Annotated in this window: 18 protein-coding genes; 6 read left to right on the top strand and 12 right to left on the bottom strand. The window is 31.3% G+C overall.

Annotated features, from left to right (window positions below; translation table 11 throughout):
• Positions 1–43 precede the first annotated feature (43 nt).
• The gene (locus CLPA_RS05020; protein WP_003444644.1) at positions 44–553 is read right to left on the bottom strand and encodes a VanZ family protein; all 510 of its coding nucleotides are present in this window, start codon (positions 551–553) and stop codon (positions 44–46) included.
• Between the two features lie 177 nt (positions 554–730).
• Between CLPA_RS05020 and CLPA_RS05015 the strand changes: the two genes are divergently transcribed.
• Entirely contained in the window at positions 731–1,543 is an 813-nt protein-coding gene (locus tag CLPA_RS05015) for a metallophosphoesterase (protein WP_003444648.1), read from the top strand.
• A 104-nt stretch (positions 1,544–1,647) separates the two neighbouring features.
• On the opposite strand, the gene CLPA_RS05010 is transcribed toward CLPA_RS05015, so the two are convergent.
• The 8 genes from CLPA_RS05010 to fdhF all read right to left on the bottom strand — a co-directional run bounded on the left by CLPA_RS05010 (position 1,648) and on the right by fdhF (position 9,112).
• Positions 1,648–2,082 carry an MOSC domain-containing protein gene (locus CLPA_RS05010; RefSeq protein ID WP_003444651.1) on the bottom strand — a complete coding sequence of 145 codons (435 nt, stop codon included), beginning with the start codon at positions 2,080–2,082 and terminating at the stop codon, positions 1,648–1,650.
• Between the two features lie 121 nt (positions 2,083–2,203).
• Positions 2,204–3,160 (bottom strand): GTP 3',8-cyclase MoaA, encoded by a 957-nt coding sequence (gene moaA, locus CLPA_RS05005; protein ID WP_034829467.1) that lies wholly within the window; start codon positions 3,158–3,160, stop codon positions 2,204–2,206.
• Between the two features lie 166 nt (positions 3,161–3,326).
• Entirely contained in the window at positions 3,327–3,962 is a 636-nt protein-coding gene (mobA, locus tag CLPA_RS05000; RefSeq protein ID WP_003444660.1) for a molybdenum cofactor guanylyltransferase, read from the bottom strand.
• A 3-nt stretch (positions 3,963–3,965) separates the two neighbouring features.
• Positions 3,966–4,538 (bottom strand): 4Fe-4S dicluster domain-containing protein, encoded by a 573-nt coding sequence (locus CLPA_RS04995; protein ID WP_003444663.1) that lies wholly within the window; start codon positions 4,536–4,538, stop codon positions 3,966–3,968.
• Between the two features lie 40 nt (positions 4,539–4,578).
• Complete coding sequence (locus tag CLPA_RS04990; RefSeq protein ID WP_335617770.1) at positions 4,579–5,154, bottom strand: 4Fe-4S dicluster domain-containing protein; 576 nt, start codon at positions 5,152–5,154, stop codon at positions 4,579–4,581.
• A gap of 11 nt (positions 5,155–5,165) precedes the next feature.
• The gene (gene mobB / locus CLPA_RS04985) at positions 5,166–5,693 is read right to left on the bottom strand and encodes a molybdopterin-guanine dinucleotide biosynthesis protein B (RefSeq protein WP_003444669.1); all 528 of its coding nucleotides are present in this window, start codon (positions 5,691–5,693) and stop codon (positions 5,166–5,168) included.
• Positions 5,671–6,879 (bottom strand): molybdopterin molybdotransferase MoeA, encoded by a 1,209-nt coding sequence (locus tag CLPA_RS04980; RefSeq protein ID WP_003444672.1) that lies wholly within the window; start codon positions 6,877–6,879, stop codon positions 5,671–5,673. The genes mobB and CLPA_RS04980 overlap by 23 nt, the downstream gene beginning before the upstream one ends.
• Positions 6,880–6,979: 100 nt before the next feature.
• Positions 6,980–9,112, bottom strand: coding sequence for a formate dehydrogenase subunit alpha (fdhF, locus tag CLPA_RS04975; protein ID WP_003444675.1), 2,133 nt, complete (start codon positions 9,110–9,112; stop codon positions 6,980–6,982).
• A gap of 572 nt (positions 9,113–9,684) precedes the next feature.
• Between fdhF and CLPA_RS04970 the strand changes: the two genes are divergently transcribed.
• Entirely contained in the window at positions 9,685–10,179 is a 495-nt protein-coding gene (locus tag CLPA_RS04970) for a MogA/MoaB family molybdenum cofactor biosynthesis protein (protein WP_003444677.1), read from the top strand.
• A gap of 192 nt (positions 10,180–10,371) precedes the next feature.
• Here the strand turns inward: CLPA_RS04970 and CLPA_RS04965 are convergent, their stop codons facing one another.
• Entirely contained in the window at positions 10,372–10,782 is a 411-nt protein-coding gene (locus CLPA_RS04965; RefSeq protein ID WP_003444680.1) for a hypothetical protein, read from the bottom strand.
• Between the two features lie 333 nt (positions 10,783–11,115).
• A complete protein-coding gene (locus tag CLPA_RS04960) occupies positions 11,116–11,715 on the bottom strand; it encodes a type II toxin-antitoxin system PemK/MazF family toxin (protein ID WP_003444681.1) in 600 nt (199 codons plus the stop codon).
• Positions 11,716–11,863: 148 nt separating this feature from the next.
• On the opposite strand from CLPA_RS04960, the gene CLPA_RS20375 reads away from it, so the two are divergent.
• Positions 11,864–12,028, top strand: coding sequence for a YvrJ family protein (locus CLPA_RS20375; RefSeq protein WP_003444684.1), 165 nt, complete (start codon positions 11,864–11,866; stop codon positions 12,026–12,028).
• Between the two features lie 247 nt (positions 12,029–12,275).
• Here the strand turns inward: CLPA_RS20375 and CLPA_RS04950 are convergent, their stop codons facing one another.
• The gene (locus CLPA_RS04950) at positions 12,276–13,118 is read right to left on the bottom strand and encodes an aldo/keto reductase (RefSeq protein ID WP_003444686.1); all 843 of its coding nucleotides are present in this window, start codon (positions 13,116–13,118) and stop codon (positions 12,276–12,278) included.
• A gap of 459 nt (positions 13,119–13,577) precedes the next feature.
• Between CLPA_RS04950 and CLPA_RS04945 the strand changes: the two genes are divergently transcribed.
• The 3 genes from CLPA_RS04945 to CLPA_RS04935 all read left to right on the top strand — a co-directional run bounded on the left by CLPA_RS04945 (position 13,578) and on the right by CLPA_RS04935 (position 16,924).
• A complete protein-coding gene (locus CLPA_RS04945) occupies positions 13,578–14,498 on the top strand; it encodes a zinc ribbon domain-containing protein (RefSeq protein ID WP_003444687.1) in 921 nt (306 codons plus the stop codon).
• Between the two features lie 165 nt (positions 14,499–14,663).
• Positions 14,664–16,070 carry a zinc ribbon domain-containing protein gene (locus CLPA_RS04940; RefSeq protein WP_003444690.1) on the top strand — a complete coding sequence of 469 codons (1,407 nt, stop codon included), beginning with the start codon at positions 14,664–14,666 and terminating at the stop codon, positions 16,068–16,070.
• A gap of 158 nt (positions 16,071–16,228) precedes the next feature.
• Entirely contained in the window at positions 16,229–16,924 is a 696-nt protein-coding gene (locus CLPA_RS04935) for a response regulator transcription factor (protein WP_003444692.1), read from the top strand.
• Positions 16,925–16,947 lie beyond the last annotated feature (23 nt).

Raw genomic sequence — 16,947 nt, 5'->3', positions numbered from 1 at the left:
AGCTGAACAGCATTATACATGTTTATTTGAAATTAAGAGCCAACTACTGAGGAATATAATTTACTTTTTCATCCTCATATCTTTTTTTATTTATGAATTTATAGTAAACAAAATAATATAGTGTAATACCTATTACAGCACCTGTAAAATCTATCAATACATCTCTTACACTGGAAGTCCTGCCTGGTACATATATCTGATGAAACTCATCCAGCACAGCGTAAAATAGACAAATGAACATTATATATATTATAGTTCCTCTGCCTCTTAAATTGAATTGAAATAGCACAAATGAAATTATTATAGCTAGTACACAATATTCAAAAGCATGGGCATTTTTTCTTATAATAAGATTTAATTTCTCTTCTCTGGCGTTTTTAGGCAAACTATTATAATGGCGTTTTTCTTCACCCTCTAATTGATTGTATTGTGCTCTTATTTTATTTAAGATATTATAGCTTTTGACATTTGAAACATCTCCAGACTTTGTGGAATTATAAAATATAAATCCAAACCATAATAAACATATTATTAAAATTATTGCTTTTTTCATCGTCATTACCTCCTTATAAAAGTCTGTCTTAAAAATATAATAAATCTATTATACCTCAAAAGGAAATTTTTTGTATAATACACATGATATTTAATTAATTGTTCATAAGCTTAATTTGACATAAAACATCTAATTCATTTATAATTGAGCATACATAATTCTTAGGAGATGATGTACATGCTATTGCTGTATATAATAGTTTTCTTCTTAGCTCTAGGCCTATTATGGGCATTACTGGAAGCTCAAGCAATTAATATTACCAAGATAAAATTAAAAAGTACAAAATCCAATAATAAAATCAAGATAGTATTTATATCAGATCTGCACTATGGTGATTACTATTTTAAAGGTAGATTGAAAAATATAGTAAATAAGACAAATATGCTTCACCCAGACCTGGTAATACTAGGTGGTGATTACTTATTTGTAGAAGAGAATACAAAATTCAACAAAGATATTTTACACAAATTTTTAGATGAAATAAATAGAATAAAAGCTAAGCACGGCGTTATTGCAGTACTTGGCAATCATGAATACTACCTTAAAGAACACATGAAACCACTGCTAGAGGGTATGCAGAAAAACAATGTAAATATATTGATAAATAAAACTTATTCTATGGAATTTGAAAATACAAAAGTACTTTTCCATGGCTTAGATGATTTAAAAAGTGGACAACTTACCATTGACAATTTACAAATAAATGAAAAATATTTAAATATTACAATTTCTCATAATCCTGACTTTTTTGAAGAATATAATGTAAATTTTGATATAGGACTCAGCGGCCATACTCACGGAGGTCAGATAAATTTATTCGGTTTATATGCCCCTGTAACTGAATCTTCCTATGGACAAAAATTTATACAAACTATAAATAATAAAAATAATTCAGTAATAGTAACTTCAAAGGGACTTGGCTGTAGCAGAATTCCCATAAGATTTTTCGCAGCTCCAGAGATAGTTGAACTGAATATTGAACCTGAATAAATAAAGCTGTTTCACAATTCATGCATACATTGTGAAACAGCAGCTTTAAATTTTTTTCTATATTAACCGATCTAAGTTTAGAGCGACCACTAAAACATCTATTATTATTTTATTATTTCTATACTATCATCAGGTTTTATAACTCCACCTTTTAATACTCTTGTAAATATCCCCTCTGTTGGCATTATGCACTTTCCTACCTGCTGCTTTATGGCACAACCCTTATGGCATTCTTTGCCTATTTGAGTTACTTCCTGAATAGTATCACCTATTTTAAGTCTTGTACCTACAGGAAGCTTATAGAGATTTATACCTTCCGTAGTAATATTCTCAGCAAATTTTCCCGGTACCAACCCTGTAATCCCCATTGCTGTCATTTTATCTATACTTTCCTTAGCCAGAAGGCTTACCTGTCTGTGCCATTTTCCAGCATGAGCATCTCCCTTAAGACCATAGTCCTCTACAAAAACTCCTTCATCTATAGAAGTTTTTATAACACCTTTTTTATCACTAATGTTAATTGCTAAAACTTTAGCCATTCTCCAAAGCAACTCCTCTTAATATATGCTATATTGCTAATTATATTTATTATTACCTCTTAATCTTACATAAATTATACTATTAAAATAGTCTAGAATCGGCATATGGATTTACATATCATTAACCACCAATGTCCATCATATCTCTGCTTATATAATTTCCATCTTCAAGATTGTGTTCCTTAGGCTTATTTAAAATTACAGTTTCTATTATTTTTTTTATATTTTTTCCCTGCCTAAGGGGTGTTTTTAAATCTATCTCCTCATTAGAATGAAGACAAGGTTTTATTTTCCCATCTATGGTAAGTCTCATTCTATTGCAATTTTCACAAAATTTACAGGATATAGGATTAATAAGACCAACCTTTCCCTTTCCCTCTGGAAGTCTGTAATACTTAGCGGGAGAAGAAATATCTGAGGCTGAAACTTCTTGTAATTCTTCTACTTTTTTAAGAACTATATCATTAGAAATATAATTGTTAAGTGACCAATACCTGAGACTTCCTATAGGCATAAGTTCTATAAATCTTACATCTATATCTTCATATCTTGTTAAATTCACAAAACTTTCTATTTCATCCTCATTAAATCCCTTTATAAGCACCACATTAATTTTTATAGGGGTAAGTCCTGCCTTTTTAGCAGCTTCTATTCCCTTTAATACATCCTGAAGATCTCCCCTTCTGGTGATATCCCCATACTTTTTTCTATCTAAAGTGTCCATACTTATATTTACCCTTTTAAGTCCCGCTTTTTTTAAATCCTCAGCATACTTATAGAGCAGCGTAGCATTAGTAGTCATGGCAAAATCCTTAACTTTATCAAGCTTACCTATTCCCTCTATTAAATTAAGTATTCCCCTCTTTACCAAGGGCTCTCCACCAGTTATTCTTATTTTATCTGTACCTAGCTCTACAAAACTTTCAGCTATGCTCTGTATTTCTTCCAAAGTTAAAATCTCTTCATAGGGTATTTTTTTTATCCCCTTCTCAGGCATACAGTATTTACACCTTAAATTACATAAATCCGTAACTGATATTCTCAAATAATTTATCCTTCGTCCATATGAATCAAACATTTTACCCCACCAATCATAAAACACTTATTCTAAATTTAACCTGACTAACTTAGCGTAAGTCTCCCTCTTCCTAAAGTGGGAGTTCAACGCCAAGTAAGTCATGCATTCGCAGTTCTAAAATTCATTAAATATAATATATATTTGTAATACTAATTATAAGATTATATCATTTTTCGATATTTTTATCCATATTTTTGGGGTTGTATAGTTTTACTTGAAAATCTTTTAAATCTTCAGGGGTATTAAGATTAAAGAACATATTAAAATCTTTATTATATTTTTTAGCTGTATCTTCATCTATAAAATGAGTATTTATAATATTTATAAATGAGAACATAGATCTCTTGCCTTCTCTAAGGAGATCTTCTATCTTATAAAATACCTCTTTTGAATAAAAGGCATTAAAGGGCTGCATTCTACATCCAGCTTCAGTAACACAGGCATCTGCATCAGTTTTAATAAGTTCTTCTTTCATATATCTTATATATGGAATATTCACTTTTGGCATATCGCAGGCAATAAAATAGGCATATTTACTTTTACTTTCTTTAAGACCTATGTGTATTCCCGATAGAGGTCCCTGACTTTCTATTTCATCTGAAACAATTCTGCAGCTTTTATATAGGCTTTTATATTCTTTTGGCTTATTAGTCACAATTATTATGTCCTGAAATTCTTCTTTAATTTCATTTATAAGTATATCCATCAGTCTCTTTTCACCTATCTTTAAAAACTGCTTATCAAAGCCCATTCTAGAACTCTTTCCTCCAGCTAGAATCACTGCTGTTTTAAACCTGTCCATAATTTAACCTATCCTAGAAAGCCCTAAAGCAGCTGCTTCTCTTTTCTCTTTAATAGATTCTTCTATGTCTTCTCCACTAACCAATCTCAATGCCTCTGTTGGACATACTTCTACGCAGGCTGGCCCTTTATCTCTTTCTATACAGAGATCACATTTATTTGCAACTATTTTTTCCTTATGAATTATTTCTTTTCCATCTGTTTTCTTAAGCCCTGACTGAGTTATTGCCTTTCCTTCCCCGTCCTGCTGCACAATTAAATTTATAGCACCAAAAGGACAGGCAACCATACAGGATTTACAACCTATACAGGTATCTTGATTAATCAGAACAACTCCTTCCTTATTGGTTATGGAACCATTAGGACAGACACTGGCACAAGGTGAATTTTCACAGTGTCTGCACATTACAGGAGCTGTAACATCCCAAGTCTTTATAACTTTCAAACGAGGATTAAATTTTAATTCATCACTTTTTCTATTCAATATATTTTTTTCTGAATGAGCCATTGCACATCCAGCTTCACAGGTTTTACATCCTATACATTTCTTTGGATTTGCTATAACAAAACTATTCATAATAATTCTCTCCTCCCTTTGCCGATGAAAGTGACATAAGTTAGTCATCTATCAGATTGTTCACCGTATCTATATTACGTTGTTTCCTTTCTTTTACAGGATCAAATAATTTCAATGCCTTTTTAGAACATATTTCCACACAGGCCTTGGTATCTCTATTCCTGCACAAGTCACACTTATAGGCAACCTTTCGTACCTCTTCACTTTTTCTCTTAACTTCTATAGCCCCAAAAGGACAAGCCATTACACAGGCTTTACATCCGATGCATAATTCTTCCTCCACTACTAATACATGTTCCTTCTCTTTAATAGCTCCTACAGGACATGCATTGGCACAGGGTGCATCTTCACATTGTCTGCACTGCACTGGTACTGAAAACTTTTCATTTTTAACTACATGAATTCTGGTTATTATATCTCTTCTTTTCCCTTTTACAAAAATTGGTTTACTGGACTCTTCTCTATTGCTGTGTGCTTTAAAGCACGCTACTTCACAGGCCCTGCAGCCCACACATTTGCTGGCATCTCCTATAACAAAAGAATTAACTTCTCTACTCATAGCTTTGCCTACCTTTCCTGACAATCTATATAAAAATAACTTTATAAAATTTCTCATCTAATAAGAGTTTATTTTTTTATCACATTTTTTTCAATGAACTCTACAATTTCCCCTATATTATTGAGGTGAAGCTGTGGAAGTTTCAAATCCTTAAGAAGTTCATCCGTTATTACTGCTATAAAATTTGAAGTATCAAAACTGCTATCTCTATAGAGAAGCTTTGAGCTCCTCTCTTTTCTATGAATCTCTATTTGAGGATAATGATTACTTTTAAAACCTTCTACAATTATCAGATCCATATTTTCAAAATAATTTATAACATCTTCTATAGAATGATCTTCTTCTATATTTTTAACCATAGCCATTTTATTTTCAGAAGCAATTATCATAGTATCTGCTCCTGCTTTTGTAAACCTGTAGCTATCCTTACCTTCTCTATCCATTTCAAATTTTTTTACATCATATTTTAATACACCAACTTTATAGCCATTCTTTTTAAATATTGGAATAAGTCCTTCAATTAAAGTGGTTTTCCCCATATTTGATTTTGAAGCTACTATGGAGATTACTTTTTTACTTCCAGATAAAGTATCCATTGAGAATCTCCCCTGACTTTACATATTCCTTTCCTTCAGGTATTATTACAATTCCATTAGCCCTGCTTATGGGAACCAAACCGCTAGACCCTTGCCATTTTATCTTATGACCATAATATACTCCATTTACTTTTTGTATATTTACGTATATATATTTCTTTCTTCCTTTTTTACAAATATAATCATCAGATAAAATTACTGGAAAAATATCTACACTGGATTTTTTACCCATAAACTTCTTACCTGCTGGTACTATAAACTCCTGAAAAGTAGTTATTGCCGCCAGTGGATTCCCAGGAAGACTAAAAATCAATTTATCTTTGATAGTTGCAAAACTTATAGGTTTCCCAGGCTTTATTGCCACAGAATCAAATTTTATATCTGCCCCAAGTTCCACTAATATATCCTCTACAAAGTCATAGTCCCCCTTAGAAGCCCCTCCTGAAGTTACAACTATATCCGCTATTTCCATTGCCACCAAAATCTTTTGTTTTATAACTTCCTTGTTATCTTGTACTATTCCAAAGGATATAAATTCAAATCCCTCATTTTTCATAATTGCCTTTAGGAAGTATTCATTACTATTTCTTATTTTCCCAGTTTCAATTTTAGCTTCTATATTAACTAATTCATCTCCAGTTACTATAAGAGCAATTACTGGAGCTTTATAAACACTAATTTTATTATACCCAAGGGAAGCTAAAATCCCCACTTCCACAGGTCTTATAAGGGAACCACTAAAAATAGCAATATCCCCAGCTTTAACCTCTTCTCCCTTTTCGATTATATTTCTATAGGGTTTTACAGCTTCCTTTACAAAAACATGTTCTCCATCACTTTCTACATTTTCTATTTCTATAATGGTATCAGCACTTTCAGGTACAGGTGCTCCTGTCATTATTTTAACTGCTTCACCTGAGTGCAATACTTTTTCAAGTGACCCTCCAGCCTTAGCTGTACCTATAATATTAAACTCTATGGGCTTATCTACAGATGCTTCCAAGGTATCTTCACTTCTTAAAGCATAACCATCCATAGCAGCTTTATTAAAAGGAGGCAGACTATCCTTTGAATAAATATGTTCAGAAACTACTCTGTCTAAACTATCTAGTATATTTTTATCTTCGATGCCGCCTAAACATGTTTCATTTAAAATTATATCTAAAGCTTTTTCTGTACTAACCATATCACTTTTCTCCTTAATTAACTATCTTATTCCCATAGCTGCTTATAATCTTAAATTATTACATTAAATGACTCCCAATATTCTTTTAAATTTGTTTTACCTATTCTGCTTTCATCTGCTTCTTTAAACTACTATACCTTTCTTCTATCTCTTGCTCTGCCTTCTGTTGATCTTTGATTCTCTCCACTTTTACTGCACAATATTTAAACTCAGGTGTTTTTGAAATAGGATCAAGACTGTCAATAGTCAATTCATTACAAGCACCAACCCACCATTGATAAGTCATGTAAGTAGCACCTTTTTTTACTCTTTCAGCAACTGCTGCTCTGGTAATTATTTTGCCTCTTCTAGAACTTACAGTTACCAGTTCCTGATCCTTTATATTGAGTTCCTTTGCATCTTCCACACTTATTTCTATATATCCAGGTTCATCTGCCAACTTCTGAAGTGTACGACAATTTCCTGTCATAGTTCTTACTGAATAATGTCCTATTTCTCTTACAGTAGATAAAACCAAAGGATATTTTTCATCTGTTAATTCAAAAGGATGCCTCCACTCACAGGCAAACAGTTTCCCCCTGCCGTTTTCTGTCATGAATTTACCGTCATCGTATAGATAATCTGTCCCTGGATCTTCCTCCGAAGTACAAGGCCATGGCACTGCCCCTTGTTTTTCCATCTTTTCATAACTTGCTCCAGCAAATTTAGGACAAAGGCTCCTCATTTCATTCCAAATTTCCTCTGTATTATTGTAATGCATAGGATAGCCCATAGCAGTAGATATTTCACATATTATCTCCCAGTCATCCTTAGCCTCTCCCATAGGCTCTACAGCTTTTCTTATTCTCTGAAAAGATCTGTCTGCTGCACTATACACCCCATCATGTTCTCCCCAGGAAGTAGCTGGAAGAACTACATCTGCATGAAGAGCTGTTTTGTTCATGAATATATCCTGAACTATTACAAAGTCTATTTTATCCAGTGCTTCTCTAACTTCTGCTGCATTTGGATCACTTTGAGCAGGATCTTCACCAAAGATATAATAAGCCTTTATTTTATCCTCTTTAAGTACATGTTTTGGTACCTCTGTAAGAAAATATCCAACTCTATCTGATAACTTTACTCCCCAGGCCTTTTCAAATTTTTCACGGGCCTTTTCATCTGTAACAGACTGATAACCTGGAAATCTGTTAGGAAGTACTCCCATATCGCAAGTACCCTGTACATTATTTTGTCCACGCACAGGACCAATTCCCACATTAGGACGTCCAAGATTTCCCGTTAAAAGTGCCAGAGAAGCTAGTCCTTTTACTACATCTACTGCTTGAGAGAATTGACAGACTCCCATTCCATACAGAATTGTAGCCTTTTTAGCTTTAGCATAAATTCTCATAGCTTTTCTTATATATTCTGCACTTACCCCGGTTATCTTCTCTGCATATTCAGGAGTATATTTCTTTACTGCTTCTTTATATTCTTCAAAACCCTCTGTACAATTTTCTACAAATTTTTCATCATATAATTCTTCATTTATAAGTACATTACCAAGAGCATTAACCAGTGCCATATTAGTACCGCCTTTTAATTGAAGCCATAGATCTGATATTTTTACTGTTTCTATTTTTCTTGGATCCGCTACAATTATTTTTGCACCTTTTTCTCTTGCCTTAACTATTCTCCTTGCAACAATAGGATGAGTTTCAGATGGATTATATCCAAATACAAATACTACATCTGTATCTTCAATTTCAGGAATTGAATTGGACATAGCCGCTCCTCCTAATGAATAATCAAGCCCTGCTACTGAAGGTCCATGACATACCCTTGCACAATGATCTATATTATTAGTTCCTATAGCAGCTCTCATAAACTTCTGCATAATATAGTTTGGTTCATTTCCTGGACCTCTTGCAGAACCAGTTCCCATAATTGCATCTGGACCATATTGAGCTTTTATTTTCATAAGATTTTCTGCTGTAAATTTTATAGCCTCATCCCAAGAAACTTCCTCTAAAACTCCATTTTTTCTTATCATAGGTTTTTTTAACCTGGAAGTTAAAAGCTTAGGATCATTCAAAAAATCCCATCCATAATATCCCTTTAGACAAAGCTTTCCTTCATTGTTTCTTCCCTTTGCAGGTTCTGCCCTGACAACTTTTCCACCTTCCACCACCAAATATAAATTGCATCCGCTTCCACAATAAGGACATACTGTAAGAACTTTTTTTTCCATATTAACACTCCTTTGTATAAGACAAAACAAAAGACCAGTACAATGCATTTTAATCTTATACATCTGCACTGGTCTATTTAAAAGCTAAAATATTAACGATAAATATCTATCCTTTCAATGAAACCATTGAGTCTATTAACTTTATTGTTGTAACGCTCTATTACCCTTGCCAATAAAATCCATACATTCACTAAATCTCACTAATTATTCAATCACACCTATCATCAATATTACAATAAAATACCAATAAAAATACGATAAATCTATGTATATATTTTACTATCTTTAAATTTTATAGTCAAACTATAATAATCCTTATTTTTCACTTTTATGACATATAAAATAAAATATTTCAACTTAATATAATCATATACTACGTCATACTAAAAACTTAACTTTCTCCATTTCATATTTGTTCTTCGAACTTTATACTTTGCTTTCCCTTCATCTTTTCCCACAATTAAGTTTCACCTAAAAATAATTCTTTGACAAGAAGCTGTTAGTGAAGTATCATTTAAGAAATAATTGTGAAAAAGATTTGTATATAGAAAGTGAGGTGAAAACTCAGAATTATGGCAATAAGTACAGCAATCCTAACTATAAGCGATAAAGGCTCAAAGAATGAACGTAAAGATACTACTGGGCCTTCCATAGATAATACTCTGCCAAGGGATAAATATTCTATAGACTACTATAAAATAGTACCAGATGAACTGGATTTAATAAAAAAGGAGTTAATATATCTCTGTGACACTTTAAAAGTAAATCTCATATTGACAAATGGCGGTACAGGTTTTTCTAAAAGGGACGTTACTCCAGAAGCTACTTTAGCTGTCATAGAAAGGCAAGTACCTGGTATTCCTGAAGCCATGAGATCTCAATCTCTTAAAATAACTCCTAAAGCAATGCTTTCAAGAGCAGTAAGCGGTATACGAAAAAATACTCTTATAATAAATTTACCTGGAAGTCCTAAAGGAGCAGTAGAAAATCTAGAGGTAGTTTTACCAGCACTTCCCCACGGAATTGACATTTTAACAGGCAATGCCTCAGAATGCGGCAGAAAATAGAACTTTAAAATTTGAAATTTTAACCTGACTAACTTGGCGTAAGTCTCCCCCTTATTCAAGTGGGAGTTCAACGCCAAGTAAGCCATGCATTCGCAGTTCTAAAATTCAGATGGGGTAAAAGAATCCCCATCTGAATTAAGAACTTACTTCAATTATTTTATTTAATAGCTGTACTCATAGTGTATCGGTATGCTATGTACTATGAGCACAGCTCTGTAAGTATTCTATATATGTTAATTTTTTTATAAGATAAGCACTTTTCTTTTGTTTTTTTACTTCTTTCTTTATTACTGCAACATCTTTAGAGATTTCCGATGAACTTGAAAAATCATTAAAAATTCCATAGATACCTGCAATAGCTATGGAAGTCAACCCAAAGACATCAAAATCACCCTTTCTATCCAAAGCCATTAAATATCCATTACTCCTATCTTTTTCATTAAAAAAACTCAAAATTTCTTTGTCAAATATTTCAATAAATTTCTTACATATATCTACACAATTTTCATAAGAACTTTCAATAATACAGACAAAATCGTCTCCTCCTACATGTCCAACAAAACCGTTATAGGATATAGATGAGTCAATATGACTATGTAACAAACTTTAAGATGTGAGCTATCTCTTGAGGGTTTTTCAGGATAGCCAATGAGTTATCAGTAACTTTATATATTGTATTAGATAATATAAAAAAGCAATCTAAAAAGGACATTTCAAAAGATAGATGGTAGTAAATCCTTTAAAATATCCTTTTATATATATTATATAATCTCCCGACCCATGTCGAGTATGTTAGCAAAATGAGAATATGTGATAGAATCTCCTAGCCAAAACTAGGTATGTAAGCCGTACAAGAATTATAATATCACTAAATTTAAATATATGCAATAGTTTTTCTATAAATTTTTCTATAAATCCCATAGTTATTTTTATCACTTATACATCTATAGATAATTTTAGTTTCGGTTTTAAAATATTATTGAGGAAATCGTCTTCAAGGGTAGCCACATGCCTACCCAATCTAACCTTTGATATAACCTTAATCTGTTCACATAAAATGGTACCTGTAATTATATTTTTTTCACCAGGCACGAGAATATAATCATTTTTTCTAATTTCAATATGTGTTGCTATCTTTTTAGGTCTATTGGATATAGGAACAATTATTGTAGTGGGTCCTCTGTCATTTCCCGTATTATTTTGAACTATTATTGTAGGTCTTATTTTATTCTCTTCAGATCCAATATTTTTTCCTAGTTTACAGGTCCAAATCTCTCCACGCCTTGGCTTAATATTAAGGCTTGATTTCACATTGGCTAAAATACCCATTTTATCATTTGTCCACTGTGCATATTCATATAATTCTCTTATATTATATGCTCTTTTTCTCAAATCATGTATATCCTGGCTAATTAATATTTTTTCTTCATTTGCATCATTATATTCCTTTAACAGCTGCCTAATATGATCTTCTGTTTTTTTTATATATTTTTTTAGCTCACTGGTGCTCATATCATTAATTGCTGTATTGCCCACTTTATCGCCTCCCTATTGTTATTATTATATCATAAAATTAATATATTTACTTTTCTATGATAAAAAATATGGACAATAAATGATTATTCACTGAAAAATGCTTCAAACCAGCATATATATTATTATAACGGCAAGGGAGGTAAATACTATGCTTGATGAATTTGTAAAGCTCATAAATACCCTTGGATTCCCTATAACAGTTAGTCTATATCTTCTCTTTAAGATAAACGTACAAATTGTTTCCCTCACACAATCAATACAGGACTTAAAGAAAGAAATAGCTGCCGTTATAAAAAACCAAAACTGTGAATAAGGCCCTAGTAGGTCTTATTCCTTTTGTCTATATACAACATATCCTGCCAAAAGTATAAATATTTATTACTTTTATTTCAATTATCCTTACATATAAGTTTTTATTGCTAAATGTAATATAAAAAATGAGCTCATTTACAGAGTATCAATTTTTCTGCAAGACAGCTCATTCTTTTATATTAATTTTGTATATTTAAATTAATATTTATAAATATTTTAAGATACGTAAAGCAATTAAACACTTTAGCTTAAAAATCAAAATTATCAGGATCTGGTCCTACTCTAAGGTCTTGATTTAAACTATCTATTTTCTCTAATTCCTCTTTACTCAATTCAAAATCAAATATCTCAGAATTTTCTTTTATTCTTCCCTTGTTTGTAGATTTAGGAATAGTTACTACTTCATTCTGTAGATCCCATCTTAAAATAATTTGAGCAATAGATTTATTATGTGCATCTGCAATTTCCTTCAATACTTCATTGTCGAACAACTTACCTACCATCAGCGGAGACCATGCTTCCAATTGAATTCCTTTCTCCTTGCAAAATTTCTGAAGAGGTTTTTGTGTAAGCCTTGGATGATATTCCACTTGATTTACTGTTGGTGCAATTTCTGAATCTTTAAGTAAATCTTCTAAATGATGAATTTGAAAATTACTTACCCCTATAGCCTTTACTCGACCTTCTTTATATATAGTTTCAAGGGCTTTCCAAGCTTCTTTGTATTTTCCCTTTACAGGCCAGTGTATAAGATATAGATCTAAATAATCAAGTCCAAGCTTTTTAAGGCTCTCCTCATAAGCTTTAAGACCTGATTCATATCCCTGATCTGCATTCCAAAGCTTTGAAGTTATAAATAGGTCTTCTCTAGAGATTCCAGCTGCTTTTATTCCCTCTGCAATTCCCTTGCCCATAGTCTCTTCATTTCCATATATAGCAGCACCATCAATACTTCTATAGCCTTGAACTATAGCCTCTTTTACTGCATTAACTACCTCTGGGCCATTTTCCACCCTGAAAACTCCAAGACCGAGCCAAGGCATTTTCACTCCATTATTTAGAGTGGTTGTATCATTTATACTCTTTACCATAAATATTTCCTCCCAATTGTCAAATATAATTTGTTACATTCAGCACGTTAATATTGATTTTTATACTATGATTAATCTCTATAATACTCCAATATAGTATGCCCATAAGAAAAGTATAAATAAATACAATTTCTATAACAAGTAGGCACTTTTTTGTAAGTAGACTTACCGTTAGGTTAGTTTTGTATACTATTAAAGTTACTGGCTATCTATTAGAAATAAAACTCTTTAAATAAATATTTTACCTAAGAAATTAAATTCTAGAAATAATTTAATTTTCATATTATAATTATCTATGAATAATGTTACATATATTAAAATAATTTATTAACACATGTTATTAATCCTATTTTAATTATCTAAAGTTAATAACTTGTTTTTAATTATAAAAATTAGTGAGGGGTGAAAGTAAAACTGCATAATACATTATTTTTATAATTACTTGAGGAGGAATGAAAAATGGCCTATTGTTGTAAATGTGGCACTAAGCTAAATAACGAGGACTTATTTTGTCCTAATTGCGGTGAAAAAAATCCTGTTCTTTCACAGAAAGAAGAAAAAAATCATAAAAATTATACTGAGCTAAATAATTCAAATAGTACAATTACTTCAAATGTATCTAACTCAGTGAACTTTAAAGATGCTTTTAACGTAATCATAAATATGTTTTTAAGACCTGCCTCCACAGCAGAAAAATTTATAAATAATGCAGATAGAAGTATTGCAATTATAATAACTATATTTGTTTTAATTGTACAGGGGTTTTTAGGCATGTGGAAAGTAAGCCAAATAATTTCCAATATAAATAAACTTACCATAAATATAACTAACAGAATAATGGAATTTATAAGTTTACTTCAACCTGGAACTTCTTCTAATGCCTTAAGTTCTAACGACTTGGAATACTTTACAAGAGAAATAGAAAGAATCAGACCTTATGTAAAAATACCCTATGGGAAAGTTTTTATTCAGAACTGCACTTTAATTATATTAGCAGTATTAATTGTATTTATAATTTTATGTTTGGCAAATTCCATGTTCTCTAGAGGTAAAGTTGAAGTTTTTAAATTCTACAAAACAGCACTTATTATTACACTTCCAGCTTTATACTTTGAGTTTTTTTCAATTATGCTTTCCTATTTATCAATTAATTTAGGTTTAGCAATAGCTCTGTTAGGGCTTATAATTTCATTGGCATGTTTTTCAATAATTATAGGGACTGCTCTTTCCTTTACGAAAAACTTTTCAGTCTTTACAGCTTCAGCAGCAGCTATATTTACTGCAATTGCATTATCAGCTTGTCTAAAAAGTTTTATAGCTTCTGATGTAACTGATATAGCAGCTTCTATCATGAACGCCATAAAAAATTTCAATCTATGATTTCAAAAATATCAGCCAGAGTTCTAAGTATTATTATTTGTTTTAAACTTAGAACTCCTCATGTAAAAAAACTTTACTCTTTACCTTCTTTTTCATAATGTTTATAGAAGTTATAAGAGAATTTTTATAAGAATAAAATACAATAGGAACTTGGAGTGATTATGTATGAATTTTTGCACTAAATGTGGTACTAAATTAGAGGAAGGCAAACTGGTATGTCCCAATTGCAGCTATGATTTTCAATCAAAGGAATACAAAAATAATACTGTACCTATAGATAAAACTACAGTTGAAATTGAAAAAGATTATGATGAATATGAAAATTTTAATAAGACAAGCTTTATTCCTTCAAAAAAATTTAAGATAACTATAGCGGGACTTATAATATTGGCAATTATCATAGGTGTATACATTTTTATAGGTAAATCTGCTGCAGATCCCTATAAACTGGTATTGCGTTTTCAAAATGATATTGCATCCAATAATAAGTCTGATTTAAGTAAAATATTATATTGCAGCGATAGCAGATTAATCATTGATGATAAAACCAGTGATACTATACTTGCATACTTTAGGAATAATCCATCTTATTTGAACAACACCATCGGTAATTTAAATAATCAAATAAGTACTAATAATGTAAGATATGGAAATATGCTGTCTCAAAGTAATTTCAGTATAGTTAGCGCTGGAAATGCCCTACCTTTTTTTCCAAGATACAAAATATCTATAAAACCAACTTTTGTTAATATTAAAACCAGTATAAAGGATGTACAATTTTCTTTAAATAACAGTAAAATTGGTAAAAGTGATTCAGATAATTTTTCAAGAGAGTTCGGTCCCTTTGCCCCTGGAGAATATAAATTGTATGCAAGTTACAATGGTAAGTACACTTCTTTGAATAATACCTATAATGTGGATCTCATAAATTCAACTAGCGGCAGGGTTGACATAAATGCTCTTGAAGATCTTAACTATGTACGGATAAATGGTGATTATCCTGATGCAGAAATATTTGTAAACAATAGAAACAGTAATGTTAAAATCAGTGATGCCTCAAATTTTGGACCTGTAAGCAGTGACATGAAAATATATGCTGTAGCAAATAAAGATGGTAAAAAATTAAAAAGCAGTGAATATACAGTTTCCAGTGGTGATAAGACTATAAGCCTAAATTTCAGTTCTTCTGAATATGAACTGAGCAGCACAGAAGATCAGCTGAGAGACCTGATACATTGGTATACTAACTCCTTTTCAAATGCCGTTAATTATAACAACTTTTCAGAGGTACAGCCTTATATATACCCAGGAAGTGAATTATATAATGAACAGCAAAAATATATCCCAAGTACTTATAATAATGGAATAAAAGAATATATAATGTCCTATAATGTACTTTCTACTCAAATTTCAGATGATAACAATTCTGGTACCATAACTACAGAGGAAGTCTATGATATAACTAATGCTTCTGGCAAAACCTCTACAAAGACCTTTAGATATACTTACGGCTTCAAATATAATGAAAATACAGGTGGATATCAGCTTACAAGTATTATGGATAGTAAATAAATTTGGTTAATGTTTCAAAGTTGAAGTTTTTACTGAAATTTAAAATCAATATACCCTATGAAAAATTTACTTTCATAGGGTATATTGATTTTATTTTATTTTTCACCATATAAATAGTAAATTCAAAATATGCTATAATTCACAAAGAGGTGATTTTCATGAAATCAAATATCAATATATTAGTAAGTGAAGATGATACAGATATAAATGGACTATTATGCAGTATATTGACAAGAAAAGGTTATAATGTAAGGCCTACCTACTCTGGCTCTGAGGCTAAGATGTGTCTGGAACAATATGACTATGACATAGTACTGCTGGATTTAATGCTGCCAGGAGTCAGCGGTGAAGATTTGATATCAGAAATAAGGAAGCTAAAAATCATGCCTATTATAGTCATATCTGCAAAAGTGGCCCAGCAGGATAAGATAAATGTATTAAAGCTGGGTGCAGATGATTTTATAGGAAAGCCCTTTGATGTATATGAAGTGCTGGCAAGAGTTGAAGCTCAACTTAGAAGATACAAAGAATTTTCAAATTCCAATATAAAGGATAAAAAACTGAGATATAAAAATATTATTTTAGATACGGATGCAAAAGAAGTTTTTGTAAGGGATAAACCTATTATTTTAACTCTTACAGAATATAAAATACTTAATTTACTTATGAGTAATCCAAAAAAAGTGTTTACAAGAGCCAATCTATTTGAAGCTGCCCGTAACGATAAATTTATTGGTGATGATAATACAATAAATGTACATATAAGCAATCTTCGTACAAAACTTTCTCAAGCAGACAATAATACAAAATATATTCAAACAGTGTGGGGTATAGGTTTTAAGCTTCAGGAATAAATCTTAATGCTTTCTTAATATTT

The sequence above is a fragment of the Clostridium pasteurianum DSM 525 = ATCC 6013 genome (genome assembly GCF_000807255.1).
GTDB classification, from domain to species: Bacteria; Bacillota; Clostridia; order Clostridiales; family Clostridiaceae; genus Clostridium_I; species Clostridium_I pasteurianum.
The sequence above is the reverse complement of the archived record's forward strand: the minus strand, read 5'-3'. Positions and strand labels throughout refer to the sequence as shown.

Excerpts from the sequence above, each read along its gene's own strand:
- CLPA_RS05020 (WP_003444644.1), bottom strand. The coding sequence starts at position 553 with ATGAAAAAAGCAATAATTTTAATAATATGTTTATTATGGTTTGGATTT.
- CLPA_RS05015 (WP_003444648.1), top strand. The coding sequence starts at position 731 with ATGCTATTGCTGTATATAATAGTTTTCTTCTTAGCTCTAGGCCTATTA.
- CLPA_RS05010 (WP_003444651.1), bottom strand. The coding sequence starts at position 2,082 with ATGGCTAAAGTTTTAGCAATTAACATTAGTGATAAAAAAGGTGTTATA.
- moaA (WP_034829467.1), bottom strand. The coding sequence starts at position 3,160 with ATGTTTGATTCATATGGACGAAGGATAAATTATTTGAGAATATCAGTT.
- mobA (WP_003444660.1), bottom strand. The coding sequence starts at position 3,962 with ATGGACAGGTTTAAAACAGCAGTGATTCTAGCTGGAGGAAAGAGTTCT.
- CLPA_RS04995 (WP_003444663.1), bottom strand. The coding sequence starts at position 4,538 with ATGAATAGTTTTGTTATAGCAAATCCAAAGAAATGTATAGGATGTAAA.
- CLPA_RS04990 (WP_335617770.1), bottom strand. The coding sequence starts at position 5,154 with ATGAGAAATTTTATAAAGTTATTTTTATATAGATTGTCAGGAAAGGTA.
- mobB (WP_003444669.1), bottom strand. The coding sequence starts at position 5,693 with ATGGATACTTTATCTGGAAGTAAAAAAGTAATCTCCATAGTAGCTTCA.
- CLPA_RS04980 (WP_003444672.1), bottom strand. The coding sequence starts at position 6,879 with ATGGTTAGTACAGAAAAAGCTTTAGATATAATTTTAAATGAAACATGT.
- fdhF (WP_003444675.1), bottom strand. The coding sequence starts at position 9,112 with ATGGAAAAAAAAGTTCTTACAGTATGTCCTTATTGTGGAAGCGGATGC.
- CLPA_RS04970 (WP_003444677.1), top strand. The coding sequence starts at position 9,685 with ATGGCAATAAGTACAGCAATCCTAACTATAAGCGATAAAGGCTCAAAG.
- CLPA_RS20375 (WP_003444684.1), top strand. The coding sequence starts at position 11,864 with ATGCTTGATGAATTTGTAAAGCTCATAAATACCCTTGGATTCCCTATA.
- CLPA_RS04950 (WP_003444686.1), bottom strand. The coding sequence starts at position 13,118 with ATGGTAAAGAGTATAAATGATACAACCACTCTAAATAATGGAGTGAAA.
- CLPA_RS04945 (WP_003444687.1), top strand. The coding sequence starts at position 13,578 with ATGGCCTATTGTTGTAAATGTGGCACTAAGCTAAATAACGAGGACTTA.
- CLPA_RS04940 (WP_003444690.1), top strand. The coding sequence starts at position 14,664 with ATGAATTTTTGCACTAAATGTGGTACTAAATTAGAGGAAGGCAAACTG.
- CLPA_RS04935 (WP_003444692.1), top strand. The coding sequence starts at position 16,229 with ATGAAATCAAATATCAATATATTAGTAAGTGAAGATGATACAGATATA.